The following is a 24415-nucleotide window of genomic DNA, read 5'->3' on the forward strand; positions in this document are numbered from 1 at the left end:
ACCGGGCCGGATCAGGCGATCGCGCGCAGCACGCGGGCCGCGCTCGCCGGGACGGAACGGCCGCCGCCGGGCAACGACGGCGGCGGCAAGCCGAGCCGATCAGCGCGGAAGCTCGCCAGCAGCGCCGCGTAGGCGTCGGTGGCCGTACCGCCGGCACCGGCGGCCGGCTCCGGCAGCCCGAGCATCCCGGCCAGCTCCGACGGGGCGATGGAGCCGTCGCGCAGCAGCGCGTCGACCACCGCCATGAGCGCCGGCGTATGGGCGTCCAGCAGCGCGAGCGCGCGAGCGTGTTCCTGCGCCAGCAGCGCCTCGATCTCGGGGTTGGTCGCGCCGACGTCGGTGTTGACGTCGTCGTTCGGGTCGTTCGCGACGTCGGTGCGGCTCAGGCGCGTGCCAAAGGCGAAGTGGCGCACGTATTGCGCGGCCTGGGCGGTCGCCTGCATGAAGTCCTGCGTGGCGCCCGTCGTGCAGGCCTGCTCGCCGAACACAAGCTGCTCGGCGGCGCGGCCCGCGAGGCTCACGCAGATGCGATCGCGCAGGTTCTTCTTCGACCAGGCCTTGCGCTGCTCGTAGCTGTTGTAGCCGCCCTCGAACGAGGCCACGTTGATCTTGATCTCCTGCGGCGCACGGGCGAACAGCAGGCCGTACACCACGCCGTGGCCGGCCTCGTGCACGGCGAGCAGGGCGCGGAAGTCCTCGCTCGAACGTTGCTTGAGGCGGTTCAGCTCCAGCGCCACCGGAAACTGGCGGCGTGCCTTGCGGTACTTCGCCGTGATGGCCGACACGCCCGCGTCCAGCGTCAGCCACACGGGCTCGCTGCCGTTGGCGCCTTGCTCCAGCGCCCACAGCGCGGCATTGACCAGCGTGGCGCTCAGGATCGCGTGGATCGACGAGAACAGCGGTCGCGTGCCCTGCGCCGGGAACACGGCGTTGGCGTAGATCTGCTCGTACACGCTCGCGTCCAGCACGAAGCGCACGCCGGAGCTTTCCTGGATCTCGGCCACGTAGCGGTCGCAGATCGACAGGATCAGGCGCACGTAGGTCGCGCGGTTGAACGAGGGGTAGATCACGTGGTTGTTGCCCAGGCGCGCGATCTGCTCGGGGCGGAAGCGCTCGGCCAGCGCCTTCTTCACGTCGATGACGGAGAGCTTCTTCGTCAGCTCGTGGAAGATGTCGGCGTCGGTGTCGCAGTCCTCCACGCGCTGCGCCGTCTCGGCGTACATCTCGTCGAGGTTGCCCGAGACAAACACCAGCAGCTTGCTGTAGTCGGTCTCCCAGCTCTGCTGCGTGTCGCGGAAGGCGCGCAGGCGCGCGTGAACCTCGGCGGGCTTCCACGCCATGATCTGCAGCAGCGTCTCCGACAGCTTCAGGCAGCGCTTCACCTCGCGCGCCTCCCAGGGCGACAGGTGCAGCTTGCGCTTCTTGTCTTCCTTCTTCTTGTCGGAGCCGTCGCGGTCCTGCGTGTATTCGGCGTAGGCCAGCGACGACTCGATCTCGCCGAGCATCGAAAGCGCGGGCGGCAGGCGGCCGTCGGACAGCAGCGCCCACACGTCCTGGTAGCGCTCTACCTTGGCGTCGTGGCCGCCGTTGTCGACGGTGCGGAAGCGCTGGAACTCGTCCAGTACCAGGATGCCGGGCGAGCCCTCGGCGATGCCCGACTCGGCCAGCATGGCCGAGATGGAGCCGCGGCTGTGATGGCCCGAGCCGTGGCTGAAGCCGTCCATCTGCACTTCGATGAAGCGGTCGTAGAAGCCCAGGTGCTGCGCGAGCCTGCGCACCAGCTGCGTCTTGCCGGTGCCCGTCAGGCCCCAAAGGCAGACGATGACCGGGCGGCTGATGAGCTGCGGCAGCACGTACCAGGCGCGGATCGAGTCGATCACGCGATCGATGATGTCGTCGATGCCGAAGAGCTCGGTCTTCAGGGCTTCGGCGACGGTCTGCAGGTGGCGAGTGCGCTCGGCGAGCTCGGCATGCAGTTGGGAACGGATGTCTTTGGACATGGTCTGGTTTTTCTTTTTCTTCGGCTCCTGGAGCCGTTCATGCAGGTACACAGGTACGGAATGGCGGCCGCTCCTTCGGCATGAAGGAATCGGCTGCAGGGACGCTGTGGGTGTCGGTTGCGGCGCTTCTGTCTTCGAAGCGCGCGAACGTGCGCGGAGCTTCGGTCAGGCAGGACGAGGCAACTTGGCCCGCCCGTGCGCCCGGGGCGCACGGCTTGCGCAGCGACGGCGCAAGGAGATGGGGGCAAGGCGATAGGACATGGACGCGATCGTAGTGGCGGTTTGCAATTGAGTAAAGACTATTTACGAATCGTGTTGCAGCCGGACCGCGCGATGTGGATGCCGTGCAACAGCCGCGGTGCGCGCCGATAATCGATGGTTTGCCCGCCGCGCCGGCCCGACGACTGTTTTCCCTTGACGACCACCACACCCCTTCGCATCGAATTCCCCGAATCGCTTCCTGTATCGAGCAGGCGCGACGAGATCATGGACGCCATCGCGCAGCACCAGGTCGTGATCGTCTGCGGCGAGACGGGCTCGGGCAAGACCACGCAGCTGCCGAAGATCGCGCTCGCGCTGGGCCGCGGCAAGCTCAACGCCGAGCCCGGCAAAGGCCGGCTCATCGGCCACACGCAGCCGCGCCGCATTGCCGCGAGTTCGGTGGCCAAGCGCATCGCCGAAGAGCTGAAGACGCCGCTGGGCGACGTCGTCGGCTTCAAGGTGCGCTTCCAGGACCGTCTCTCGCGCGACGCCTCCGTCAAGCTGATGACCGACGGCATCCTGCTGGCCGAGACGCAGACCGATCCGCTGCTGAAGGCCTACGACACGCTCATCATCGACGAGGCCCACGAGCGCTCGCTGAACATCGACTTCCTGCTGGGCTACCTGCGCGAGATCTGCCTCGCCGGCCCGACCTGAAGGTGATCGTCACTTCGGCCACCATCGACGCCGACCGCTTCGCGCAGCACTTCGCCTCGGCGAAGGGGCCGGCGCCCACCATCATGGTGTCGGGCCGCACCTTCCCGGTGGAGCAGCGCTACCGTCCCTTCGAGGAATCGCGTGAGCACGACCTGAACGACGCCATCGCCGACGCGGTCGACGAGCTCTGGCGCGATCCGCACAACGCGGGCGACATCCTCGTCTTTCTGCCCGGCGAGCGCGAGATCCGCGAGGCGGCCGACCACCTGCGCCGCCACCTGAGCCACCAGCCGCTGCTGCGCAGCGCCGAGGTGCTGCCGCTGTTCGCGCGGCTCTCGGGGCCCGAGCAGGACCGCATCTTCGACGGCCACACGGGCCGGCGCATCGTGCTGGCCACCAACGTGGCCGAGACTTCGCTCACCGTGCCGGGCATCCGCTACGTCATCGACACCGGCACCGCGCGCGTCAAGCGCTACAGCTTCCGCAGCAAGGTCGAGCAGCTGCTGGTCGAGCCGATCAGCCAGGCGGCCGCCAACCAGCGCGCGGGCCGCTGCGGCCGGGTGGCGAACGGCATCTGCATTCGCCTGTACGACGAGAAGGACTTCGAAAGCCGCCCGCGCTTCACCGACCCCGAGATCCTGCGCTCCTCGCTGGCAGGCGTGATCCTGCGCATGAAGTCGCTGCGCCTGGGCGACGTGGCGCGCTTCCCGTTCCTGGAGGCGCCGTCGCCGCGCGCCATTGCAGACGGCTACCAGCTGCTCAACGAGCTGGGCGCGGTCGACGACGCCAACGAACTCACGCACACCGGTGCCGAGCTGTCGAAGCTGCCGCTTGACCCGCGCGTGGGCCGGATGATTCTCGAAGCCCGCTCGCGCAGCGCGCTCGAAGAAGTGCTCATCATCGCCTCGGCCCTCAGCGTGCAGGACGTGCGCGACCGCCCGATGGACGCGCAGCAGCAGGCCGACCAGGCGCACTCGAAGTTCGACGACGAGAAAAGCGAGTTCAGCGGCTACCTGCGGTTGTGGAAGTGGATTGCCGACGCGCGCGGCGGGCATGGAGACACCCACAAGCTCAGCAACCGGCAGTACGAGCAGCTGCTGCGTCAGAACTTCATCAACATCCGCCGCGTGCGCGAGTGGCGCGACATCCATTCGCAGTTGCTCACCGTGGTCACCGAGCACAAGTGGCGCATCAATGCCCAGCCCGCCGGCTACGAGGCGCTGCACATGTCGATGCTGTCGGGCCTCCTGGGCAACGTCGGCTGGAAGCTGGAGGACGACGAGGCCTACCTCGGCGCGCGGGGCATCAAGTTCCACAAGCACCCCGGCGCGCACCTGAAGAAGAAGCCGGGGCGCTGGATCGTCGCGGCCGAGCTGGTCGAGACCACGCGGCTCTTCGGGCGCGGCATCGCCAACATCGAGCCGCAGTGGCTCGAAGAGGTGGCGGGGCACCTGCTGAAGAAGCAGCTGCTCGATCCGCACTGGGAGAAGAAGGGCGCACAGGTGTCGGCACTGGAGCGCGCGACGCTTTATGGTCTGGTGGTCTACAGCGGCCGGCGCGTCGACTTCACGCGGGTCGATCCGGTCGCCGCGCGCGAGATCTTCATCCGCGAGGCGCTGGTCGGCGGGCAGTGGGAAAGCAAGTTCCCGTTCCTGCAGGCCAACCGCAAGCTTGTGCGCGAGGTCGAAGGGCTGGAGCACAAGTCGCGCCGGCAGGACGTGCTGGTCGACGACGAGCTGATCTTTGCCTTCTACGACGCGCAACTGCCCGCCGACGTGGCCAGCGGCATCAGCTTCGAGAACTGGTACCGCCAGGCCTCCAAGGACCAGCCGCGCCTGCTGTACCTGACGCGCGACGAGCTCATGCGCCACCAGGCAGCCGGCATCACGACCCAGTCCTTCCCCCCGACGCTGCGGCTGGGCGGTGTCGATTGCGCCGCGAGCTACCTGCACGAGCCCGGCGACGCGAAGGACGGCCTCACCGTCAGCGTGCCGCTCTTCGTGCTCAACCAGGTGAGCGAAGAGCGCTGCGAATGGCTGGTGACGGGCATGCTGAAGGACAAGATCCAGGCCCTGCTCAAGAGCCTGCCGCAGCGCCCGCGCTCGCGGCTGGTGCCGCTGCCCGAATCGGCCTCGAAGCTGGCGGAAGAACTGTCGGCTCCCGAAGTGTTCGGCACCGGCTCGCTGACCGACGTGCTGCTCAAGCGCGTGCGCGACATGACCAGCATCGACGTCAAGCGCGCCGATTTCAAGCTCGACATGCTCGCGCCGCACCTGTTCATGAACCTGCGCGTGGTCGACGAGCACGGCCGGCAGCTGGGCATGGGGCGCAACCTCGGCGCGTTGAAGGCCGAACTGGGCGCGCAGGCGCGCGGGGCCTTCCAGGCGCTGGCGGGGCTGAACATCAAGGCACCGCCCGAGAAGAAAGCTGCCGCAAGCCAGCCGGACCAGCGTTCGAAGCCGTCCGCCAAGGCTGCGGACGCGCCTCCCGCGCTGCCGGCCGGCCAGCGCTACACCGCCTGGACCTTCGGCGAGCTTCCCGAGCTGATGGAGGTGCGCCGCGGTTCGCAGTCGCTGATCGGCTTTCCGGCGCTGCGCGACGAAGGCGACGCCGTGACCATCGAGGTGTTCGACGAACCCGCCGTGGCCGCCGCGAAGCATCGCGCCGGGCTGCGACGCCTGTTCGCGCTGCAGCTCAAGGACGCGCTCAAGTACCTCGAGAAGAACATCCCCGACCTGCAGAAGATGTCGGTGGCCTACATGCCGCTGGGTACTTCGGAGGAGCTGCGCACGCAGATCATCGACGTGGCGATCGACCGCGCCTTCCTGCAGGAGCCGCTGCCGACGGACGAGTTCGCGTTCAAGCGCCGGCTGGAGGAAGGCCGTGGCCGCCTCACGCTGATCGCCAACGAGGTCGCGCGGCTCGCGTCGGCCATCCTCGTCGAATACGCCGCGGCCGCGCGCAAGATCAAGGACACCAAGATCCAGCCCGAGGCCGTGCAGGACGCCGCGCAGCAGCTGCAGCGCCTGGTCGGCAAGCGCTTCATCGCCGACGCGCCGTGGGCGCAGCTGCAGCATTTCGCGCGCTACCTCAAGGCGATCGTGCTGCGGCTCGACAAGCTGCGTGCCGACGCCGCGCGCGACGCGAGCAAGCTCGCCGAGCTGAAGCCGCAGGAGCAGCGCTACTGGCGCCTCGTGGCCGAGCGCAAGGGCGTGGTGGACGAACGCATGCTCGAATTCCGCTGGCTGCTGGAGGAACTGCGGGTGAGCTTCTTCGCGCAGGAACTGCGCACGCCGCAGCCCGTGAGCGTGAAGCGGCTGGACAAGGCCTGGGCGCAGTTGCAGGCCTGATGACGGATTGGCGAACGAAGAAAAGCCCGCTTGCGCGGGCTTTTCCCTTGGTTCCCTCAATATCGGGACGCGTTGGCCGCAAAGGCTATATGCGTCCCATGAGCACGAGGATCACCACGATCAGCACGACCAGGCCAAGGCCGCCGCTGGGTCCGTAGCCCCAGGAGCGGCTGTAGCCCCAGCTTGGCAGTGCGCCGATCAGCAGCAGGATCAGGATGATCAGCAGAATGAACGAGAGCGACATGTTTTCTCTCCAGGGCGTTGTTGCGATGAGCCTTCATGCTGGCCCTGTCGAATCGCGCGGAGGGCCGGAGGGTAGCGCCTCCGGTGGTCAGGCAACGTCCTACCGTGGGCGTCGGCGCTTTGCCGGTGCGCTCGCAGGCATGAACAGAAGCCCCGCCGTCACCAGCAGGAAAACAAGGCCCAGGCCGCCCGTGATGGCCGCGCCGCCCCACAGCGAAAAGAAGCCGTCGAGCATGGCGTCCTGCGGGTCGTTCGGGGCGAAGAAGACGTCGACCGTTTCGCCGACCTCGTAGGCCGGCGGGCTGCTGCTGCTCGACGGCGCGAACTCGACGATCTCGCCCGATGGCGCCTTGAAGCGCACCAGCGGCTTCCAGGTGCCCGATTCGTTGCGTTTCGAGCTTTCCACGTAGAGCAGCCGCATCACCTCGCCCTGCGTGCGGCTGGCCGACGCGATGAAGGACGCCGTGTTGTGGTGCAGCAGCCATGCGATGGCGCACAGCACCAGGCCGACCGCACCGAAAACGAGCCTCAGGATCGCAACCGGGTTGTTCTTCATGCGGGCAAGGCCGCAGTCGTCAGAGCCGTGCGAGGCGGTCCAGCGCCGCGAGCAGCGTTTCGTCCTTCTTGGCGAAGCAGAAGCGCACCACGCGCTGGTCGAAGCCGTTGCCGTAGAAGGCCGACAGCGGGATGGCGGCCACGCCGATCTCGCGCGTGAGCCACAGGCAGAACTCGGCTTCCGAGAGATCGCTCACCGCCGAGATGTCCACGCACTGGAAGTAGCTGCCCTCGCTGCGCAGCAGCCTGAAGCGGGTCTTCTCGGCCAGGCCCGCGGCGAACAGGTCGCGCTTGCGCTGGTAGAAGGCCGGCAGCTCCAGGTACGGCTTCGGCTCGGCCATGTACTGCGCGAGCGCGTGCTGCATCGGCGTGTTCACGGTGAACACGTTGAACTGGTGCACCTTGCGGAACTCGGCCATCAGCGGGGCCGGCGCTGCCACGTAGCCGACCTTCCAGCCGGTGACGTGGTAGGTCTTGCCGAAGCTGCTGACGATGAAGCTGCGCGCGGCCAGCCCCGGGAAGCGCGCCACGCTTTCATGCCGGGCGCCGTCGAACACCATGTGCTCGTAGACCTCGTCGCTGATCACGAAGACGTCGGTGGGCGCGAGCAGTTCCTTCGAGCTGGCGCATCTCGGCCTCGGTCCACACCGTGGCGCTCGGGTTGTGCGGCGTGTTGATGATGATGGCGCGCGTGCGCGGCGTGAGCGCGGCGGCGATCTTGTCGAAGTCGGGGCGGAACGTGCCCGGCACCAGCGGCACGCGCACCACGCTGCCGCCGGCCAGCTCGATGTTGGGCACGTAGCTGTCGTAGCAGGGCTCCAGCACGATCACCTCGTCGCCCGGTCGCACCACGGCGAGGATGGCCGTGATGATCGCCTGCGTGGCGCCGGCGGTGACGGTGATTTCCGTCGCCGCGCTGTAGCCGTGGCCGTACTGCGCCGAGATCTTGGCGGCGATGGCATCGCGCAGCGCCGGGATGCCGGGCATCGGCGGGTACTGGTTGTGGCCCGCGGCCATGGCGGCCGTCACGTCTTCCAGCAGCTTCGGGTCGCAGTTGAAGTCCGGGAAGCCCTGGCCCAGGTTGACGGCGTTCTTCTCGGCCGCCAGGGTCGACATGACCGTGAAGATGGTGGTGCCGACGGAAGGCAGCTTGGTGCCGACGTCGGGAGTGCGTGGAGATTGAGCCGTGCTCATAGTTCGTAGTCTTGTTGATGGCCGCTGAGGGCCTTGGCGATCAGGTTGCGGTCGAGGCGGTCGGACAGCAGCTCGGCGAACTTGAACACGAAGTTGCGCAGGTAGGCGCTGCGCTTGAAGGCGACCCGCGCGATATTCTGGCCGAACACATGGCCCATCGGGCGCACCACGAGGTCGGCGTTCGACTCGTCGCGCACGGCCATCTCGGCCACGATGCCCACGCCCAGGCCGAGGCGCACGTAGGTTTTGATCACGTCGGAGTCGATGGCCTCGAGCGCGATGCGCGGCGTGAGCTTCTTCTGCGCGAAGGCATGGTCGATGCGCGTGCGGCCGGTGAACGAGGGGTGGTAGGTGATGATCGGCTCGCTCGCCAGGTCCTCCAGCGTGATTCGCTCCTTGGAGGCCAGCGGATGGTCCTTGGGCAGCACCAGCACGTGCTGCCATTCGTAGCAGGGCAGGGTGACGAGTTCGGCGTAGCCGTCGAGCGACTCGGTGGCGATGCCGATCTCGGCGATCTCGTCGATCACCATGCGCGCCACCTGGTCGGGCGAGCCCTGGTGCAGGCTCACGTTGACCTTGGGGTACGCCTCGCGCAGGTTGGCCACGGGCACCGGCAGCACGTAGCGCGCCTGGGTGTGGGTGGTGGCAATGGAGAGGGTGCCGCTGTCCTGCGCGCTGAACTGCTCGCCGATGCGCTTGAGATTGCCCACCTCGCGCATGATCAGCTCGATGCTGGCGATGACGTGCTGCCCCGGCTCGGTGACGCGCTTCAGCCGCTTGCCGTGGCGCGCGAAGATCTCGACGCCCAGTTCTTCCTCGAGTTCGATGATGGCCTTGGATACCCCGGGCTGCGAGGTGTGCAGTGCCTTGGCCGCCTCGGTGAGGTTCAGGTTGCGCCGCACGGCTTCCTGAACAAACTTGAACTGATGCAGATTCATATCAAATTCCGTCTTATTGCGGAATTCATTATGCCTTCAGAATCTATTGAAATTGCCGGATGTTCATGATTTGACCGCAATCCGCGCCAGGAGATCGACCAGTTCCGGCTCTTCGCCCACGATACGGGTGAGCGTGAAGCCGATGGCGGGCCAGCGCTGGCGCAGCGAATCGAGCTGGTGCGGCAGGTCTTCGCGGGCGTGCTTGCCCATGCCGAGGAACAGGGGGACGACGCGGATGGCGGTGGCTCCACCCGCAACCAGCGTTGCCACGGCCGTGGGCAGGTCGGGCTCGGCGAGTTCCATGTAGGCGCAGGCCACGCGGGCATCGGGCTCGTCGGCGATCACCCGGGCGGCCACGGCCTCGATGGGCTGGCGCCAGCGCTCGTCGCGCGAGCCGTGCGCCAGCAGGACGATGCCTCGCGTCATCGCCGCAGCACGAGCCAGCTGAAGGCCGTGAGCGACATCACCGAATAGATCATCCCCGGCGCCGCAGCGGTGAGCCAGGGCGACCAGTTGCTGAGGTTGCCCAGGTAGCCGAACACGTTGTTCAGCAGGAAGAAGCTGATGCCGATCATCACGCCGCCGAACACGTAGGTCGTGATGCCCGACTGGCGGAAGTGCAGGTAGGCGAAGGGCAGGGCGAGCACCACCATCACCAGGCACGACAGCGGGTAGAACACCTTGCGCCAGAACTCGATCTCGTAGCGCTGAGCGGTCTGGCCGTTGGCGTCGAGGTGGCGGATGTAGTCGAACAGATCGATCGTGCTCATCCGGTCGGGGCGCAGCAGCGCGACCGACACCATCTCGCCGGTCAGCGAAGTCGGCCAGTTCAGCTGCGGGATCTTGGTGGTGACGATGTGCGCCTGCTCGGCCGAGCTGCGCGTGTCGTACTTCTGCTCGGCGACGTCGGTGAGCAGCCAGTGGCCGTCGCTGCCGATGGTGGCCGAGGCGGCGACGATCTGGGTCTTGATGTAGCCGTTGTCGTCGAACTCGAAGATGCGCGGGTTCTTCAGCGCGCCCTTGCGGTCGATGGCCAGCACGTTAACGGCGTAGGAGGCGTTGTCCCGCTTTTCCTTGAGCCAGGCGCCGGTGTTGCCGGCCAGCGAATAGGTGCCCTGGTACCTGGCCTTGAGCAGCTGGCCCGTGCGCTCGGAGGCCGGCGCCACATAGTCGCCGATGGCGAAGGTCAGCACCACGAAGCCGATGCCCAGCAGCAGCAGGGTGCGCAGCGCGCGCCAGGGGCCCAGTCCGCTGGTGCGCAGGATGGTGTATTCGGAGCTCTGCGCCAGCCGGGCCATGACGAAGATCGAGCCGATCAGCACGGTGATCGGCAGCAGCTCGTAGAGATGGCTCGGCACCAGCAGGGTCACGTAGATCAGCGCCTGCGCGGGCCCGTAGTTCAGGCTCTCGGGCTTGCCGATGGACTGCAGCTCGTCGACGAAGTCGAAGAAGAAGAAGAGGCTCAGGAAGCCGAGCGTCACGAACGCGACGGCCTTCAGCACCTCGACGTAGATCAGGCGTCTTATCGTTTTCACGTGGGTTCGATCCTGGGAGCGGTTGCCGGCGCGGCAACGGAGGCGGACGGGCTCTTCCGGATGCGTCGTCCCCAGTTGTTCTGGCGGGCGCCGAGCCATGCAAGGTTGATCAGCAGCACGCCGCCATGCAGCAGCAGCATGAAGCCGCCCATGCCGAACTTGCCCGAGCTGATCCAGCTCTGGCCGAGGTTGAGCATGTTGTAGTAGACGACGAAGGCGAACAGCGCGAGCAGCAGGTTGCCGCTGCGGCCCACGCGCGGGTTGCCGCTGGACACGTTCAGTGCCAGCAGCACGAAGTTGATGGCGGCCAGCAGCATGCCGACGCGCCAGGCCAGTTCGCCCCGACTCATGTCGCTCTGGTCGGTCAGCAGCGACAGGGTGGTGCGCGCACGCGCTGGAGTGGTGTCGTCGCCGAAGCCGGAGCTTCCGCCGGCGCGCGTGCCGTAGGTCTTGAATTCGCTGATCTTCAGGCCCGTGTTGGCCATCGGCTGCTCGAGCCGCTGGCCGTTGTTGAGCAGCAGGTAGCGCGAATCTCCGATGTTCTCGATGCTGCCGCTGCGCGCCGAGGTGGTGATCTGCAGGTTGCGCTCGATCGACCAGATGAAGACGTTGGTGGCCCTGGAGTTGTCCGGCGTCTCCTTGTCGATGAAGAACACCCGCACGCGGCCGGCCGATTCGCGGAACTCACCCGGCGCCACGCGCTCGATGTCGCTGCGCTGCTCGTACTGCTTGCGCATGCCGATGGTCTGCGAGTTGGCCCAGGGCCAGCCCACCAGCGCCATGACGGCGATCAGGATCAGCACCGGCCAGGCGAAGCGGAACAGCGGCTTGACGAAGTCGGCCATGCCTTGTCCGCTGGAGAACCAGATGACCATCTCGCTGTCGCGGTACATGCGCGACAGGGTGCCGACGATGGCGATGAACAGGCTCAGGCTCAGGATGGTCGGCATGTAGCCGAGCACCGTGTAGGCCATCACCAGGAACACCTCCTGCGGGTTCACACTGCCCTTGGACGCGAGCCCGAGGGTGCGGATGAGCATCATGGTCATCACGATGGTGACCAGTACCACGAGGGTCGCTCCGAAGCTGCGGGACAGCTCCTTGCGTAAGGAAGAATGGAATAACATCGTTCGAGGAAAAAAAGGATTATGGACTTTCAACTCAAGACCCTCACCGTCGCCCAGGCCGCAGCCGAGAAATCCGATGTCCTGATCGTGCTCGTCGGCAGCGCTCCCATCGCCTCCAAAGACCCGCTTTCCGTGCTTGCCGCCTCTGCCCGCAAGGCCGGCGACCTGCCCGACAAGGCCGGCAAGCTGCTCAGCCTGTACCGCCCGGAAGACGTCGTGGCCCCCCGCGTGGTGCTCGCCGCCATTGGCGACGGCAAGCCGGCCTCGGTGCGCACGGGCGTCGTCGCGGCGGTCAATGCGGCCAAGGCCCAGGCGCCCAAGCGCGTGACCCTGGTGTTCGCGCAGCCCGCCGACGGCGCGGCGGTGGCTTGCGCCGTCACGGCGGCGGCCGAAGCCAGCTATGTCTACACCACCACCAAGTCGAAGGCCGAACCCCGCAGCATCCGCCAGTTGACTGTCGGCGTGGCCGATGCCGCCGCGGTCGCCGGCGCCTTCGACGACGCCCGCGCCACCGTGCGGGGCATCGAGCTGGCCAAGGAGTGGGGCAACCGGCCCGCCAACCACGCCACCCCCCACGCTGCTGGGCGAGGCCGCCAAGGAGCTGGCGAAGCTGCCGAACATCAAGTGCGAGGTGCTGGGCCCCAAGGAGGTCGAGAGGCTCGGCATGGGCTCCTTCGCCGCCGTGGCCCAGGGCTCCGCCGAGCCGCTGCGCTTCATCGTGCTGCGCTACCAGGGGGCCTCCAAGGAGCAGGCGCCGGTGGTGCTGGTCGGCAAGGGAATCACCTTCGACACCGGCGGCGTCTCGCTCAAGCCCGCGGCCGAGATGGACGAGATGAAGTTCGACATGTGCGGCGCGGCCAGCGTGCTCGGCACCTTCCGCGCGCTGGGCGACATCCAGCCCGCCATCAACGTCGTCGGCCTCATTCCTTCGTGCGAGAACATGAACGACGGCCGCGCGGTGAAGCCGGGCGACGTGGTCACCAGCATGAGCGGCCAGACCATCGAGGTGCTCAACACCGACGCCGAAGGCCGGCTCATCCTTTGCGATGCGCTGACCTACGCCAGGCGCTTCGAGCCCGCCGCCGTGATCGACATCGCCACGCTGACCGGCGCATGCGTGATCGCCCTGGGCGGCGTGCGCAGCGGCCTCTTCGCCAGCGACGACACGCTGGCCGCCGCGCTCGAAGCCGCCGGGGAAGTTTCGCAGGACCGCTGCTGGCGCATGCCGCTGGACGACGACTACGCCGAGGGCCTGAAGAGCAACTTCGCCGACGTGGCCAACATTGCCGGCCGCGCGGGCGGCGCCATCACCGCGGCCAAGTTCCTGCAGCGCTTCACGAGCGACTTCCCGTGGGCGCACCTGGACATCGCCGGCACCGCCTGGAAGAGCGGGGCGGCCAAGGGCTCGACCGGCCGGCCGGTGGGCCTGCTGGTGTCCTACCTCACGAGCCTCGCGGGCAGCGGCGAGGCATCGGGCAAGGCGAAGCCCAGGAAAGCCAGGGCCACCGAGGCCACGGGCAAGAAGGCGCGGTCCGCGAAGTGACGGAAATCGGCTTTCACTACAACGCGCGCGACAAGCTGACCTACGCCTGCCGGCTGGTTCGCAAGGCCGTGAACACGCGCGGCCTGCGCGTGGTGGTGGTGGGCGATGCGCGCTCGCTCGACGCGGTGGATGCCGCGCTCTGGCAGCTGTCGCCGGTGGACTTCGTCGCGCACTGCCGCGACGATGCGCCGGCCCATGTCGTCGCGCGCTCGCCCGTGGTGCTGTCGTCGCAAGGCGCCGGCGCGGCCTCGCTGCCGCATCGCGAGATGCTGGTGAACCTGGGCATCGAGGTGCCCGCCGGCTTCGAGCGTTACGAACGCATGATCGACATCGTGAGCGACGAGGCGAACGACCGCCAGCTCGGCCGGGCCCGCTGGCGCCACTATGCCGATCGCGGCTACACCATCCAGCCGCACGACTTCGCAAAGAGTTCCTGACATGGCCAGCACGCTGCGCACGCCGCCCCGGTTCGTTCCCACGCTGACCACGGTGCTCGAGACTCCTGCGGAGCCCGCGAGTCCCGAGCCGCAGGCCGCGCAGCCGCCTGCGCCGGATCCGGCGAGCTCGATGGCATTGCCGCCGGCCGCGCAGCTCTCGCAGGCGGAAATCGTCAGCCTCGAAGAGCAGTTGCTGCATCGCGTGCTGCAGCGCGTCGACCTGTCGCTGGAAGAGCGTTTGAGCGACACCGTGTCAGCTGCCGTTCAGCATCAGCTCGACGCAATGGTGCCGCGTTTGCGCAATGAAATCGAGGCCGTTTTGCGCGCACTCGTGATCGAGGCAATGGCCGCCGAACTCAGCGAAAACACCGGGTCTACGCCAGCTTCCGGGGCCTGAATACTGGGCTAAACTGCGCCGCAGGTCGGAAGGGCGTGAGGGTGCCGCTGGTCTGCGGCGCGAAACTTGCGAGGTCAGCGCGCCCGGATCACACGACCGGTTTTTTATTCTTTTCATCCAAGTTCTGGAGGTTCTCATGCAATTGAAATGGACTGCGGTCGCACTGGCTGCAATCACGCTCGTGGCTTGCGGCAAGAAAGAAGAAGCTGCTGCTCCCGCTGCAGCGCCCGCGCCAACGGCCGCGGCCCCGGCTGCACCTGCACCCGCACCTGCCGGAGAAACCCTGGTCGTCAAGATCGGTCACGTGGGACCTACCAGCGGTGCCATTGCCCACCTCGGCAAGGACAACGAGTTCGGCGCCAAGATGGCCATCGAAGACCTGAATGCAAAGGGCCTCAAGATCGGCGACAAGGTCGCCAAGTTCGAACTGGTCGCCGAAGACGATGCAGGCGATCCGAAGCAGGGCACGGCTGTGGCCCAGAAGCTCGTGGACGAAAAGGTCAACGGCGTGGTCGGTCACCTGAACTCGGGGACCACCATCCCCGCCTCCAAGCTGTATAGCGACGCTGGCATTCCGCAGATCTCGCCTTCGGCCACCAACCCGAAGTACACGCGTCAAGGCTTCAAGACCACGTTCCGCGTGGTGGCTGACGACACGCAACTCGGCGGCACGCTGGGCAAGTACGCAGTCGAAACGCTCAAGGGCAAGAACATCGCCGTGATCGACGACCGTACCGCTTATGGCCAGGGCGTTGCCGAAGAGTTCGAGAAGTCGGCCAAGGCCGCTGGCGCCACCATCGTGGGCCACGAGTTCACCACCGACAAGTCGACCGACTTCAACGCCATCCTGACCAAGCTGAAGGCCGCCAAGCCCGACGTGCTGTTCTTCGGCGGCATGGACGCCGTCGGCGGCCCGATGCTCAAGCAGGTCAAGCAGCTCGGCCTGAACGTCAAGTTCATGGGCGGCGACGGCCTGTGCACCAGCGAACTGCCGAAGCTGGCTGGCGATGCCATCGGCGAAGACATGGTGGTGTGCGCTGAGGCCGGCGGCGTCGACGGCGACTTCAAGCAGCCCCTGGAAGACTTCAAGGCCAAGTTCAAGACCAAGAACGGCGTGGAAGTGCAGATCTATGCACCGTACGTGTACGACGCGGTCAACGTGCTGGCCGAAGCCATGGTGAAGGCCGGTTCGTCCGACCCCGCCAAGTACCTGCCCGAAGTGGGCAAGGTGCAATACAAGGGCGTGACCGGCCCGATCGCCTTCGACGAGAAGGGCGACATCAAGAACGGCGCGCTGACGCTGTACACCTACAAGGGCGGTGCGCGTACGCAGATCGCCGTGGTGCGCTGATTCGCTTCAGCCAGAAAAGAGAAAAGGGCCTTCGGGCCCTTTTTCATGCCTGGCTGTTTCTGTTTCAGCGGCAGGCGATCAGAGCGGCATCAGAGCGGCGCAAGGCCCGAGGGGCGGTTGGCGTTGCAGTATTCGATGAAGGCGTCGAGGTCGCGCGACTTGTCGAACACCGCATCCGCGCCGAGCGCCGTGCAGCGCGCCCGGATGTCCGCCGTCACGTAGTTGCTCAGCACCACCACCCGCTGGCTGGGCTTGCGGTCCCTGCAGCCGCCGAGAACGCCGAGGCCGGAGCCTTCCTTCAGGAAAAGATCGACGATCAGCAGTTGCCAGCCGTCGGGATGCTCTGCGAGCCACGCGAGGGCGTCCGTCTCGGTTTCGGCGAAGCCGACCACCCGGCCGTTGACCAGATCCTCGAGTGCCGGGACCAGGTTGTCCCTGATGGTCTTGTTGTCCTCGACGAGGAACGTGATGAGGGCCATGCCGTGGTTTCGCTTTGAGAACGAATAGCGTAGCGTGCCTGGCGGCAGCCCGGCGTAGGAGAAGGGATACGGACGAGGTCCGGTGCGAGGTCAGTCCGAGCCTTTGGCGCGGATCTTCGCCTTGAGCTTCTCGGCCAGCGCCTGGCTCTCGTCGCGCTCGGCCGTGACCTCGAGGCGCTTCTCGATTTCCTCGGTCAGCGCGGCATTCACCTCGGCGAGCTTCTCGGCCGACTTGGCCAGTTTTTCCTCGAGCTGGCTGGTGTGCTCGATGGCCTGCGCCACCTCGCCGACCTGCACTTCCTCGGGCAGTTCCTGCTCGAGCACCGTATTGACGACGGCGAGGTTGTCCGATGCCCGCTGCACGTCCGCCGCCACCTGCTCGCTCTTTTCCAGGGTTCGGTCCAGCGGCGTCGTGCCGCGAGACGGGTTTTGCGGTTTTCCGGCCATCGGGGGATCCTTTGCAGGCGTAAAAGTAGAACCTTCGAATCGTAGCTCCAGACGGGAGCGCCCGGGTGCTTATCCCGGTTGTTGCAAGGCAACGCCGTTTCTCGGGCGGGGGCGGGGGAAGAAGCAGGCGACAAAAAAAGCCCAGGCGCTTGTGGCGACTGGGCTTCCTGTGTCGTTCGAGTGTCCGTGAACGGTTACGAACAATCAATCTCTGGCGGAGCAGGCGGGATTCGAACCCGCGGAGGGCTATTAACCCTCACACGCTTTCCAGGCGTGCGACTTAAACCGCTCATCCACCGCTCCTGAGCCCACGATTGTAGCAGTCAGTCAGCCCTGATTTCCCGGACCTTGCACCGAAGACTTGCCGGCCTGCACCATCCGCATCGCCGAAGCGATCAGCGTGGCGGTCTCGGTCATGTTGCTGGGCACGATCAGCGTGGTCTTGGAGTCGGCCGCCACCTTGCCGTAGGCGTCGACGGCTCGCTCGGCCACCTTGAGCTGGACCGCCTGCTCGCCGCCCGGCTGGCGGATGGCGGCTGCCACCCGTTCGATGGCGTCGGCCGTTGCCGTGGCAACCGCGGTGATGGCGGCGGCTTCGCCCTGGGCGTTGTTGATCTGGGCCTGCTTCTCGCCCTCCGAGCGGGCGATGAAGGCCTCGCGCTCGCCGGTGGCGATGTTGATCTGCTCCTGGCGGCGACCTTCGGAGGCGGCGATCAGCGCGCGCTTTTCGCGCTCGGCGGTGATCTGGCGCTGCATCGCCTGCAGGATTTCCTTCGGCGGCGTCAGGTCCTTGATTTCGTAGCGCAGCACCTTCACGCCCCAGTTCAGCGCCGCCTCGTCGATAGCCGCCACCACCTGGGCGTTGATGACGTCGCGCTCCTCGAAGGTCTTGTCGAGCTCCAGCTTGCCGATCACGCTGCGCAGCGAGGTCTGGGCGAGCTGGGTCACGGCCACGATGTAGTTCGACGAGCCATAGCTGGCGCGCATCGGGTCGGTCACCTGGAAGTACAGGATGCCGTCCACCTGCAGCTGCGTGTTGTCGCGCGTGATGCAGATCTGGCTGGGCACGTCGAGCGGGATTTCCTTCAGGCTGTGCTTGTAGGCCACCCGGTCGATGAACGGGATCAGGAAGTTGGGGCCGGGCGTCATCGTGCCGTGGTACTTGCCCAGCCGCTCGCGGATCCAGGCGTTCTGCTGCGGCACGAACTTGACCGACTGGCTGATGAAGATGATCGCGATGACCAGGATGATGAGTGGTACCGAGAATTCCATGGTGCGCTTCCTTTTCTGAGTTCTGTCTACGACGGACTGACTGACTAAACCTTGTCGACCACCAGCCGGCTGCCGACCACCTCGACCACGCGGTGCTCGCCGGTGGAGGGCGCGCGGCCCGCGCGCTGGATCACGGTCCATTGCGCCCCGCGATAGCGCACCGTCGCCGTGCCGTCCGGGTTCCAGGCATCGACCTGCACGGTCTCGCCGATGTCGAGATTCACGTCGCGGTTGGCTTCGGTGGGCGGGGCAGGGGGGCGCCTGCGCTGGATCGTGTACCAGACCAGCACGGCCCCCACGCCGATGACGGCCGCCACGATGAGTTGCGTGACGGTGCCGAAGCCCAGGTGCGCCGAGATGGCCGCCGCCGCGAAACCGGCCGCCAGCAGCAGGAGATAGACGGTGCCCGAGAGCAGTTCGACCACGATGGCCACCCCCGCAATCAGCCACCAGACAGTGGAATTTGCCATGTCGACTCCTCTTGTTACTTGTTCGATGCGCGCCATTCTGATGCATTCGCTCCAAGCGCTTGCCCTGCGTAGGGATACTGCATCGGGGAGGGCGAAGGAAGCCTTGCCGGACCGCTCCGAATGGCTTGTGCGAAGCTGACCGGATCCGTCATCCGAATTCCGTACACTTCGCGCCTCGCCACATTGCTGTCTGTCTGCCTGTCCGGAGCCCCGCTCATGAAATTTCGCTTTCCCATCGTCATCATCGACGAGGACTTCCGCTCCGAAAACACTTCGGGCCTCGGCATCCGCGCGCTCGCGCAGGCCATCGAGACGGAAGGTTTCGAGGTGCTGGGCGTCACCAGCTACGGCGACCTGAGCCAGTTCGCCCAGCAGCAAAGCCGCGCCAGCGCCTTCATCCTGTCGATCGACGACGAGGAGTTCACCATCGGCCCCGACCTCGATCCGGCCGTGCTGAACCTGCGCACCTTCATCGGCGAAGTGCGGCGCAAGAACGCCGACGTGCCTATCTACATCTACGGCGAGACCAAGACCTCGCGCCACCTGCCCAACGACATCCTGCGCGAGCTGCACGGCTTCATCCACATGTTCGAGGACACCCCCGAATTCGTGGCGCGCCACATCATCCGCGAGGCCAAGAGCTATCTCGAGAGCGTGCAGCCGCCGTTCTTCAAGGCGCTGATCGACTACGCGGAAGACGGCTCCTACTCGTGGCACTGCCCCGGCCACTCGGGAGGCGTGGCCTTCCTGAAGAGCCCCGTGGGCCAGATGTTCCACCAGTTCTTCGGCGAGAACATGCTGCGCGCCGACGTCTGCAACGCGGTGGAAGAACTGGGCCAGCTGCTCGACCACACCGGCCCGGTGGCGGCCAGCGAGCGCAACGCGGCGCGCATCTTCAATGCCGACCACTGCTTCTTCGTGACCAACGGCACCAGCACCAGCAACAAGATGGTGTGGCACCACACGGTGGCGCCGGGCGACGTGGTGGTGGTCGACCGCAACTGCCACAAGTCGATCCTGCATGCGATCATCATGACCGGCGCGATTCCGGTGTTCATGAAGCCCACGCGCAACCACTTCGGCATCATCGGCCCCATTCCCAAGAGCGAGTTCGAGCAGAGCGCCATTAAGGCCAAGATCAAGGCCAACCCGCTGCTGGCCGACGTGGATGCCGACAAGGTCAAGCCGCGCGTGATGACGCTCACGCAGTCGACCTACGACGGCGTGATCTACAACACCGAGACCATCAAGAACATGCTCGACGGCTACGTCGACACGCTGCACTTCGACGAGGCGTGGCTGCCGCATGCGGCCTTCCACCCGTTCTACGGCGCCTACCACGCGATGGGCAAGCGCCGGGTGCGTCCGAAGGAATCGCTGGTGTTCGCCACGCAGTCCACGCACAAGCTGCTGGCCGGCATCAGCCAGGCCAGCCACGTGCTGGTGCAGGATTCGCAGAACCGCCAGCTCGACCGCGACCTCTTCAACGAGGCCTACCTGATGCACTCGTCGACCAGCCCGCAGTACGCGATCATCGCGAGCTGCGACGTGGCCGCCGCCATGATGGAGCCGCCCGGCGGCACCGCGCTGGTGGAGGAGAGCATCCTCGAGGCGCTGGACTTCCGCCGTGCCATGCGCAAGGTCGAGGAGGAGTTCGGCAAGGACGAGTGGTGGTTCAAGGTCTGGGGGCCCGAGAAGCTCGTCGACGAGGGCATCGGGCGCGCCGACGACTGGATCATGCACGGCGAGAAGAACGGCCAGCCCAAGGGCAAGAGCAAGGGCAAGAATTCGCCGCGCAACTGGCACGGCTTCGGCGAACTGGCCGACGGTTTCAACATGCTCGACCCGATCAAGTCGACCATCGTCACGCCGGGCCTGGACCTCGAGGGCAACTTCGCCGAGACCGGCATCCCGGCCAGCGTGGTGACCAAGTTCCTCGCCGAGCACGGCGTGATCGTGGAGAAGACCGGCCTCTACAGCTTCTTCATCATGTTCACCATCGGCATCACCAAGGGCCGCTGGAACACGCTGCTCACGGCGCTGCAGCAGTTCAAGGACGACTACGCGCGCAACCAGCCGATGTGGCGCATCATGCCGGAGTTCTGCCAGCAGCACCCCGGCTACGAGCGCCTGGGCCTGCGCGACCTGTGCCAGCACATCCACCAGCTGTATGCGCGCTACGACGTGGCCCGCCTCACGACCGAGATGTACCTGAGCGACCTCACGCCGGCCATGAAGCCCAGCGATGCCTTCGCCCACATCGCGCACCGCAAGACCGAGCGGGTGGAAATCGACGAGCTCGAAGGCCGCATCACCACCAGCCTGATCACCCCGTACCCGCCGGGCATTCCGCTCTTGATTCCGGGCGAGGTGTTCAACAAGAAGATCGTCGACTACCTCAAGTTCTCGCGCGAATTCAACACGCAGTGCCCGGGCTTCGAGACCGACATCCACGGCCTGGTGGCGCGCGTCGACGAGACGGGCAAGAAGCGCTACTACGCGGATTGCGTCAAGGAAGCGAAGTAACTGGCTGGCAGGGGTGAAGGGCCGATATCGGGGATATCGGCCCGGTCGATCAGGTCGATCGATCAGCCCTCGCGCACTCGCATGAAGCGCGCGAAGCGGGGCAGGCCCTTGGCGGTGAGACCGTTGTAGCGGTAGGTCACCCAGGTGCCGATGGCGGGCGGGTTTTCGCGCTCCGCGTCGGTCAGGCCGGTGCCGAGCCTGAAGCGCTTGCCTTCGGGCGTCTCGACCACCAGCGCGCCCAGCCGGGAACTGTGCCTGCCCTTGCCGGGCAGGTGCTCGATCACCCGGGCTTCGGCGTCTTCGTAGGGCTTGACCTTGAGCAGGTCGTTGCCGCGTTCGCCCTTGTAGAGCGAAGCCCCGCGGTGGAGCATCAGGCCTTCGCCGCCCATCTTCACCGTCTTGTCGAGCAGCCCCTGCAGTGCCTCGTGCGTGGTGGCGCGTTCCTGCGGCACCGGTACCACCCACGGCGCGTCGGTGATGGGCAGCAGCTTGCGCAGGGCCGCCAGCCGCGCCGTGAAATCACCTGGCTGCGTGGGCAGGTCGAACACCATGAAGCGCATCTCGTGCCACGCGACATCGTTGGGCGTCTGGTTGCGTGCCGTCGATACCGCGTGAGAGAAGCGGCCCCGGCCGGCCCAGAGTTCGCCGTCGAGCGGCTGTTTCGGCAGCGGGGCGGTGAACCACGCCGGAGCGACGATCCGCTCGCCGCCGCGCGTCCAGAGCTGCCGGCCGTCCCAGTAGGCGCGCACGCCGTCGTACTTCTCGCTGACCCAGTAATCCGCCAGCGACATGCCGGGGCGGTAAGTCTCGGCCAGCATCAGCGATGGCGCGGCCTCGCGCGAGAGCGCGGCAGGCGCGATGGTCAGGCCGAAAGCGGCAAGCAGCAGGGAGCGGCGGTTCAGCACGTTGCTATGAAATGAGTAGCAAAAAAGGCCGCTGGTGCGGCCCTGTCGCATTGGGCGTTGGCGGTGTTATTCGGCCATTCCGCCGACCACGTTGCTGAAGCCGCCGTCCACGTAGGTGATCTCGGCGGTCACGCCGCTGGCCAGGTCGCTCAGCAGGAAGGCGGCCACGTTGCCGACTTCCTCGATGGTCACGTTGCGCCGGATCGGCGATGCGTCGGCCACGGCCGCCAGCATCTTGCCGAAGCCCTTGATCCCGCTGGCCGCCAGCGTCTTGATCGGGCCCGCGCTGATGCCGTTCACGCGCATGCCCTTCGGGCCCAGCGAGGCGGCGGTGTAGCGCACCGATGCTTCGAGCGAGGCCTTGGCCAGGCCCATGGTGTTGTAGTTGGGCAGCGCGCGCTCGGCGCCCAGGTAGGTCAGCGTCAGCAGGGCCGACTTGTCGTTGAGGTGGGGCAGGGCCGCCTTGGCCATGGCCGGGAAGCTGTACGCGCTGATGTCATGCGCGACCTTGAAGCCCTCGCGCGAGAGCCCGTCGAGGAAGTCGCCAGCGATGGCCTCGCGCGGCGCGAAGCCGATGCTGTGCACGAAGCCGTCGAACTTGGGCCAGGCCAGGGAGAGGTCGGCGAAGAGCTTGTCGATCTGCGCATCGTCGCTCACGTCGCAGTCGAAAATCAGCTTCGAGCCGAAGTCTGCGGCATATTCGGTGATACGTTCCTTGAACCGCTCGCCGACGTAGCTGAAGGCGAGTTCCGCGCCCTGGTCATGACAGGCCTTGGCAATGCCATAAGCAATGGAGCGATTGCTCAATACACCGGTGATCAGCAGTTTCTTGCCCGAAAGAAAGCCCATGAGGTTGCCTTGTGAAAATCTTGGGCAGAATTCTCGCATGCGAGGTTGGCTGCTTCTGACGTTGGCTCTCTTGGCGCTCCCCTCGTGGGCGGCGCATGGCCTGGGCATGGGCTACGAGCCGAAATACCCCGCGTCGTTCAGGAATTTCGACTATGTGAACCCGGACGCCCCCAAGGGCGGGGAGCTCGTGCTGTCGGCCAGTGGCACCTTCGACAAGCTCAACCCGTTCACGCTCAGGGGCGTACCGCCGGTGGGCATGGGCTACAGCGCCAACGGTTTCGTATTCTCGGAGTACGGCCTGATCTTCGATTCGCTCATGACGCCCAGCGAGGACGAGCCGTTCTCCAACTACGGCCTCCTGGCCGAGGACGTGCAACTGGCCGCTGATCGCCTGAGCGTAACCTTCCGCCTGAACCCGAAGGCGAAGTTCTCCGACGGTTCCCCGGTGCTCGCGAAGGACGTGAAGTACTCCTACGACACCCTGATGAGCAAGCAGGCCGGGCCTACCTTCCGCTCCTACTGGGGGGACATCAAGGACGCAGTGGTGGTCGGGGAGCGCATGGTCCGCTTCGACTTCAAGCGCCAGAACTCGGAACTGCACATGATCATCGGCCAGCTTCCGGTGTTTTCCAGTGCGTGGGGCAAAGGCAAGCCATTCGATCAGATCGTGAGCGAGCCGCCCATTGCCAGCGGGCCGTACGTGGTGGACAAGGTCGATTTCGGCAAACACATCTCCTACCGTCGGCGGCCGGACTATTGGGCTGCCGACCTCCCGGTGCGCAAGGGAATGTTCAATTTCGGCTCGGTGTCCTACCAGTACTTCAAGGACGCGCTCGGCGAGGAAGAGTCGCTCAAGGCGGGATCGCTCGATGCGATGGAGGAGCGTTCGATCATTGCCTGGGTCCGCCGCTACAAGGGGCGCCGCTTCGATTCTGGCGAGTTGATCAAGGAAGAGATCGCGCACCGCCGCTTCACCGGGATGCAGGGCCTGGCACCCAATCTGCGGCAGCCGCGCTTCCAGGACATGCGCGTTCGCCAGGCACTGGCGCTGGCCTTCGATTTCGACTGGCTCAACCAGCACCTTTTCTACGGACGCAGGGCCCGTACGACAAGCTACTTCCAGAACAGCGACGACCTCATGGCCCAGGCCGAGATCACCCCCGAGGAGCAGGCGCTGGTCGATCGCCTGAAGAACAGGCAGCGCTACGTCGACAACACCAAGGGCGAGCTGCCGCGCCCTGCCACCACGGGGGACACGGCCGAGGGCTTGCGGCGCAACCTCGTTCGCGCGCAGGAACTGCTGCGGGATGCAGGCTGGAACTACAAGGACGGCGCGTTGCGGGACAAGGACGGCACGCCCTTCGTCATCAGCTTCGACATCCCGGACCGCAGTTCGGGCGTGGTGCTGGCACCCTATGCGCGCAACCTCGCCAAGCTGGGAATCAAGCTCGATTACCGCCTGCGCGACCCAAGCCTGATCAAGAAGAAGCAGGACGATCTCGACTTCGACATGGTCATCAACATTGCGGGTGGATCGTCGAGTCCGGGCAACGAGCTGTATGACGATTTCGGCTCGAAGTCGGCCAATGAAAAGGGGAGCCAGAACCTCAGCGGCATCAGCGATCCGGTGATCGACGAGATTCTCGAAATGATCGTCAATGCCCCCGACCGCAAGGCGCTCGCGGCGGGTGCGCGGTTGTTGGACCGCTACTTGCTCCACCAGCACTACGTGATCCCGATGTACTACGGCAAGCAGTATTTCATCGCCCACAAGCGCAAGCTGCACCGTCCGGACGCACCATTGCCGCAACGCCTTCTCGCCGGTTCGGCGATGCTGACGATGTGGTGGATCGATCCGGCGGCGAAGTAGCCGCCCGAC

20 protein-coding genes, 1 tRNA gene and 2 pseudogenes are annotated in these 24415 nt (G+C 66.2%); 8 read left to right on the plus strand and 15 right to left on the minus strand.

What is annotated here, in order from left to right; genetic code table 11:
* Nucleotides 1-11 precede the first annotated feature (11 nt).
* Nucleotides 12-2000 (minus strand): AAA family ATPase, encoded by a 1989-nt coding sequence (locus ACHMXA_RS17605; protein ID WP_395315976.1) that lies wholly within the window; start codon nucleotides 1998-2000, stop codon nucleotides 12-14.
* Nucleotides 2001-2414: 414 nt separating this feature from the next.
* On the opposite strand from ACHMXA_RS17605, the gene ACHMXA_RS17610 reads away from it, so the two are divergent.
* Complete coding sequence (locus ACHMXA_RS17610) at nucleotides 2415-2918, plus strand: DEAD/DEAH box helicase (protein WP_395315977.1); 504 nt, start codon at nucleotides 2415-2417, stop codon at nucleotides 2916-2918.
* A gap of 2 nt (nucleotides 2919-2920) precedes the next feature.
* Nucleotides 2921-6268: an ATP-dependent RNA helicase HrpA gene (gene hrpA, locus ACHMXA_RS17615; RefSeq protein ID WP_395315978.1), complete on the plus strand. Its 3348-nt coding sequence runs from the start codon at nucleotides 2921-2923 to the stop codon at nucleotides 6266-6268.
* A gap of 85 nt (nucleotides 6269-6353) precedes the next feature.
* Here hrpA and ACHMXA_RS17620 read toward each other — a convergent pair whose 3' ends face one another.
* The 7 genes and pseudogenes from ACHMXA_RS17620 to lptF all read right to left on the minus strand — a co-directional run bounded on the left by ACHMXA_RS17620 (nucleotide 6354) and on the right by lptF (nucleotide 11860).
* Complete coding sequence (locus tag ACHMXA_RS17620) at nucleotides 6354-6512, minus strand: DUF3309 family protein (RefSeq protein ID WP_126019481.1); 159 nt, start codon at nucleotides 6510-6512, stop codon at nucleotides 6354-6356.
* 99 nt (nucleotides 6513-6611) lie between these two features.
* Nucleotides 6612-7067 carry a DUF3592 domain-containing protein gene (locus tag ACHMXA_RS17625; protein ID WP_395315979.1) on the minus strand — a complete coding sequence of 152 codons (456 nt, stop codon included), beginning with the start codon at nucleotides 7065-7067 and terminating at the stop codon, nucleotides 6612-6614.
* A 19-nt stretch (nucleotides 7068-7086) separates the two neighbouring features.
* Nucleotides 7087-8260: pseudogene (locus ACHMXA_RS17630) on the minus strand (pyridoxal phosphate-dependent aminotransferase).
* On the minus strand, nucleotides 8257-9198 hold the full coding sequence (locus ACHMXA_RS17635) for a CysB family HTH-type transcriptional regulator (protein ID WP_019652831.1): 942 nt from the start codon (nucleotides 9196-9198) through the stop codon (nucleotides 8257-8259). The pseudogene ACHMXA_RS17630 and the gene ACHMXA_RS17635 overlap by 4 nt, the downstream one beginning before the upstream one ends.
* A gap of 63 nt (nucleotides 9199-9261) precedes the next feature.
* Nucleotides 9262-9624 carry a sirohydrochlorin chelatase gene (locus ACHMXA_RS17640; RefSeq protein WP_395315980.1) on the minus strand — a complete coding sequence of 121 codons (363 nt, stop codon included), beginning with the start codon at nucleotides 9622-9624 and terminating at the stop codon, nucleotides 9262-9264.
* Entirely contained in the window at nucleotides 9621-10733 is a 1113-nt protein-coding gene (lptG, locus tag ACHMXA_RS17645) for an LPS export ABC transporter permease LptG (protein ID WP_395315981.1), read from the minus strand. Before lptG ends, ACHMXA_RS17640 begins: the two co-directional genes overlap by 4 nt.
* Complete coding sequence (lptF, locus tag ACHMXA_RS17650) at nucleotides 10730-11860, minus strand: LPS export ABC transporter permease LptF (protein WP_395315982.1); 1131 nt, start codon at nucleotides 11858-11860, stop codon at nucleotides 10730-10732. Before lptF ends, lptG begins: the two co-directional genes overlap by 4 nt.
* A gap of 21 nt (nucleotides 11861-11881) precedes the next feature.
* Here lptF and ACHMXA_RS17655 point away from each other — a divergent pair.
* The 4 genes and pseudogenes from ACHMXA_RS17655 (at nucleotide 11882) to ACHMXA_RS17670 (ending at nucleotide 15588) form a co-directional block, all read left to right on the plus strand.
* Nucleotides 11882-13403: pseudogene (locus tag ACHMXA_RS17655) on the plus strand (leucyl aminopeptidase).
* The gene (locus ACHMXA_RS17660; protein WP_395315983.1) at nucleotides 13400-13840 is read left to right on the plus strand and encodes a DNA polymerase III subunit chi; all 441 of its coding nucleotides are present in this window, start codon (nucleotides 13400-13402) and stop codon (nucleotides 13838-13840) included. Before ACHMXA_RS17655 ends, ACHMXA_RS17660 begins: the two are co-directional and overlap by 4 nt.
* A 1-nt stretch (nucleotide 13841) precedes the next feature.
* Nucleotides 13842-14237: a hypothetical protein gene (locus ACHMXA_RS17665; RefSeq protein WP_176663928.1), complete on the plus strand. Its 396-nt coding sequence runs from the start codon at nucleotides 13842-13844 to the stop codon at nucleotides 14235-14237.
* 136 nt (nucleotides 14238-14373) lie between these two features.
* Nucleotides 14374-15588: a branched-chain amino acid ABC transporter substrate-binding protein gene (locus ACHMXA_RS17670; protein ID WP_176663929.1), complete on the plus strand. Its 1215-nt coding sequence runs from the start codon at nucleotides 14374-14376 to the stop codon at nucleotides 15586-15588.
* 89 nt (nucleotides 15589-15677) lie between these two features.
* Here ACHMXA_RS17670 and ACHMXA_RS17675 read toward each other — a convergent pair whose 3' ends face one another.
* The 5 genes from ACHMXA_RS17675 to ACHMXA_RS17695 form a co-directional block, all read right to left on the minus strand.
* Nucleotides 15678-16067 carry a response regulator gene (locus tag ACHMXA_RS17675; protein WP_176663930.1) on the minus strand — a complete coding sequence of 130 codons (390 nt, stop codon included), beginning with the start codon at nucleotides 16065-16067 and terminating at the stop codon, nucleotides 15678-15680.
* Between the two features lie 90 nt (nucleotides 16068-16157).
* Nucleotides 16158-16514, minus strand: a complete 357-nt coding sequence (locus tag ACHMXA_RS17680; RefSeq protein ID WP_176663931.1) for a hypothetical protein — start codon at nucleotides 16512-16514, stop codon at nucleotides 16158-16160.
* Nucleotides 16515-16726: 212 nt separating this feature from the next.
* A tRNA-Ser gene (locus tag ACHMXA_RS17685) sits at nucleotides 16727-16817 on the minus strand.
* 24 nt (nucleotides 16818-16841) lie between these two features.
* Nucleotides 16842-17786, minus strand: a complete 945-nt coding sequence (locus ACHMXA_RS17690) for an SPFH domain-containing protein (protein WP_176663932.1) — start codon at nucleotides 17784-17786, stop codon at nucleotides 16842-16844.
* A gap of 44 nt (nucleotides 17787-17830) precedes the next feature.
* Nucleotides 17831-18256: an NfeD family protein gene (locus tag ACHMXA_RS17695; RefSeq protein ID WP_176663933.1), complete on the minus strand. Its 426-nt coding sequence runs from the start codon at nucleotides 18254-18256 to the stop codon at nucleotides 17831-17833.
* 216 nt (nucleotides 18257-18472) lie between these two features.
* On the opposite strand from ACHMXA_RS17695, the gene ACHMXA_RS17700 reads away from it, so the two are divergent.
* Complete coding sequence (locus ACHMXA_RS17700; protein ID WP_176663934.1) at nucleotides 18473-20782, plus strand: arginine/lysine/ornithine decarboxylase; 2310 nt, start codon at nucleotides 18473-18475, stop codon at nucleotides 20780-20782.
* A gap of 62 nt (nucleotides 20783-20844) precedes the next feature.
* On the opposite strand, the gene ACHMXA_RS17705 is transcribed toward ACHMXA_RS17700, so the two are convergent.
* Both ACHMXA_RS17705 and fabI read right to left on the minus strand, forming a co-directional pair.
* The gene (locus ACHMXA_RS17705; RefSeq protein WP_395315984.1) at nucleotides 20845-21687 is read right to left on the minus strand and encodes a DNA ligase; all 843 of its coding nucleotides are present in this window, start codon (nucleotides 21685-21687) and stop codon (nucleotides 20845-20847) included.
* A 66-nt stretch (nucleotides 21688-21753) separates the two neighbouring features.
* Complete coding sequence (gene fabI / locus ACHMXA_RS17710; RefSeq protein WP_395315985.1) at nucleotides 21754-22536, minus strand: enoyl-ACP reductase FabI; 783 nt, start codon at nucleotides 22534-22536, stop codon at nucleotides 21754-21756.
* Between the two features lie 37 nt (nucleotides 22537-22573).
* Here fabI and ACHMXA_RS17715 point away from each other — a divergent pair, with 37 nt between their 5' ends.
* On the plus strand, nucleotides 22574-24406 hold the full coding sequence (locus tag ACHMXA_RS17715) for an extracellular solute-binding protein (RefSeq protein ID WP_395315986.1): 1833 nt from the start codon (nucleotides 22574-22576) through the stop codon (nucleotides 24404-24406).
* The last annotated feature ends 9 nt before the right edge of the window (nucleotides 24407-24415 follow it).

Origin of the sequence: Variovorax sp. UC74_104, from assembly GCF_044055375.1 — a bacterium.
Classification (GTDB): Bacteria; Pseudomonadota; Gammaproteobacteria; order Burkholderiales; family Burkholderiaceae_C; genus Variovorax.

Coding starts and splice junctions, on each gene's coding strand:
- ACHMXA_RS17605 (WP_395315976.1), bottom strand. CDS start 2,000: ATGTCCAAAGACATCCGTTCCCAACTGCATGCCGAGCTCGCCGAGCGC.
- ACHMXA_RS17620 (WP_126019481.1), bottom strand. CDS start 6,512: ATGTCGCTCTCGTTCATTCTGCTGATCATCCTGATCCTGCTGCTGATC.
- ACHMXA_RS17625 (WP_395315979.1), bottom strand. CDS start 7,067: ATGAAGAACAACCCGGTTGCGATCCTGAGGCTCGTTTTCGGTGCGGTC.
- ACHMXA_RS17635 (WP_019652831.1), bottom strand. CDS start 9,198: ATGAATCTGCATCAGTTCAAGTTTGTTCAGGAAGCCGTGCGGCGCAAC.
- ACHMXA_RS17640 (WP_395315980.1), bottom strand. CDS start 9,624: ATGACGCGAGGCATCGTCCTGCTGGCGCACGGCTCGCGCGACGAGCGC.
- lptF (WP_395315982.1), bottom strand. CDS start 11,860: ATGTTATTCCATTCTTCCTTACGCAAGGAGCTGTCCCGCAGCTTCGGA.
- ACHMXA_RS17665 (WP_176663928.1), top strand. CDS start 13,842: ATGGCCAGCACGCTGCGCACGCCGCCCCGGTTCGTTCCCACGCTGACC.
- ACHMXA_RS17670 (WP_176663929.1), top strand. CDS start 14,374: ATGCAATTGAAATGGACTGCGGTCGCACTGGCTGCAATCACGCTCGTG.
- ACHMXA_RS17675 (WP_176663930.1), bottom strand. CDS start 16,067: ATGGCCCTCATCACGTTCCTCGTCGAGGACAACAAGACCATCAGGGAC.
- ACHMXA_RS17680 (WP_176663931.1), bottom strand. CDS start 16,514: ATGGCCGGAAAACCGCAAAACCCGTCTCGCGGCACGACGCCGCTGGAC.
- ACHMXA_RS17690 (WP_176663932.1), bottom strand. CDS start 17,786: ATGGAATTCTCGGTACCACTCATCATCCTGGTCATCGCGATCATCTTC.
- ACHMXA_RS17695 (WP_176663933.1), bottom strand. CDS start 18,256: ATGGCAAATTCCACTGTCTGGTGGCTGATTGCGGGGGTGGCCATCGTG.
- ACHMXA_RS17700 (WP_176663934.1), top strand. CDS start 18,473: ATGAAATTTCGCTTTCCCATCGTCATCATCGACGAGGACTTCCGCTCC.
- fabI (WP_395315985.1), bottom strand. CDS start 22,536: ATGGGCTTTCTTTCGGGCAAGAAACTGCTGATCACCGGTGTATTGAGC.
- ACHMXA_RS17715 (WP_395315986.1), top strand. CDS start 22,574: ATGCGAGGTTGGCTGCTTCTGACGTTGGCTCTCTTGGCGCTCCCCTCG.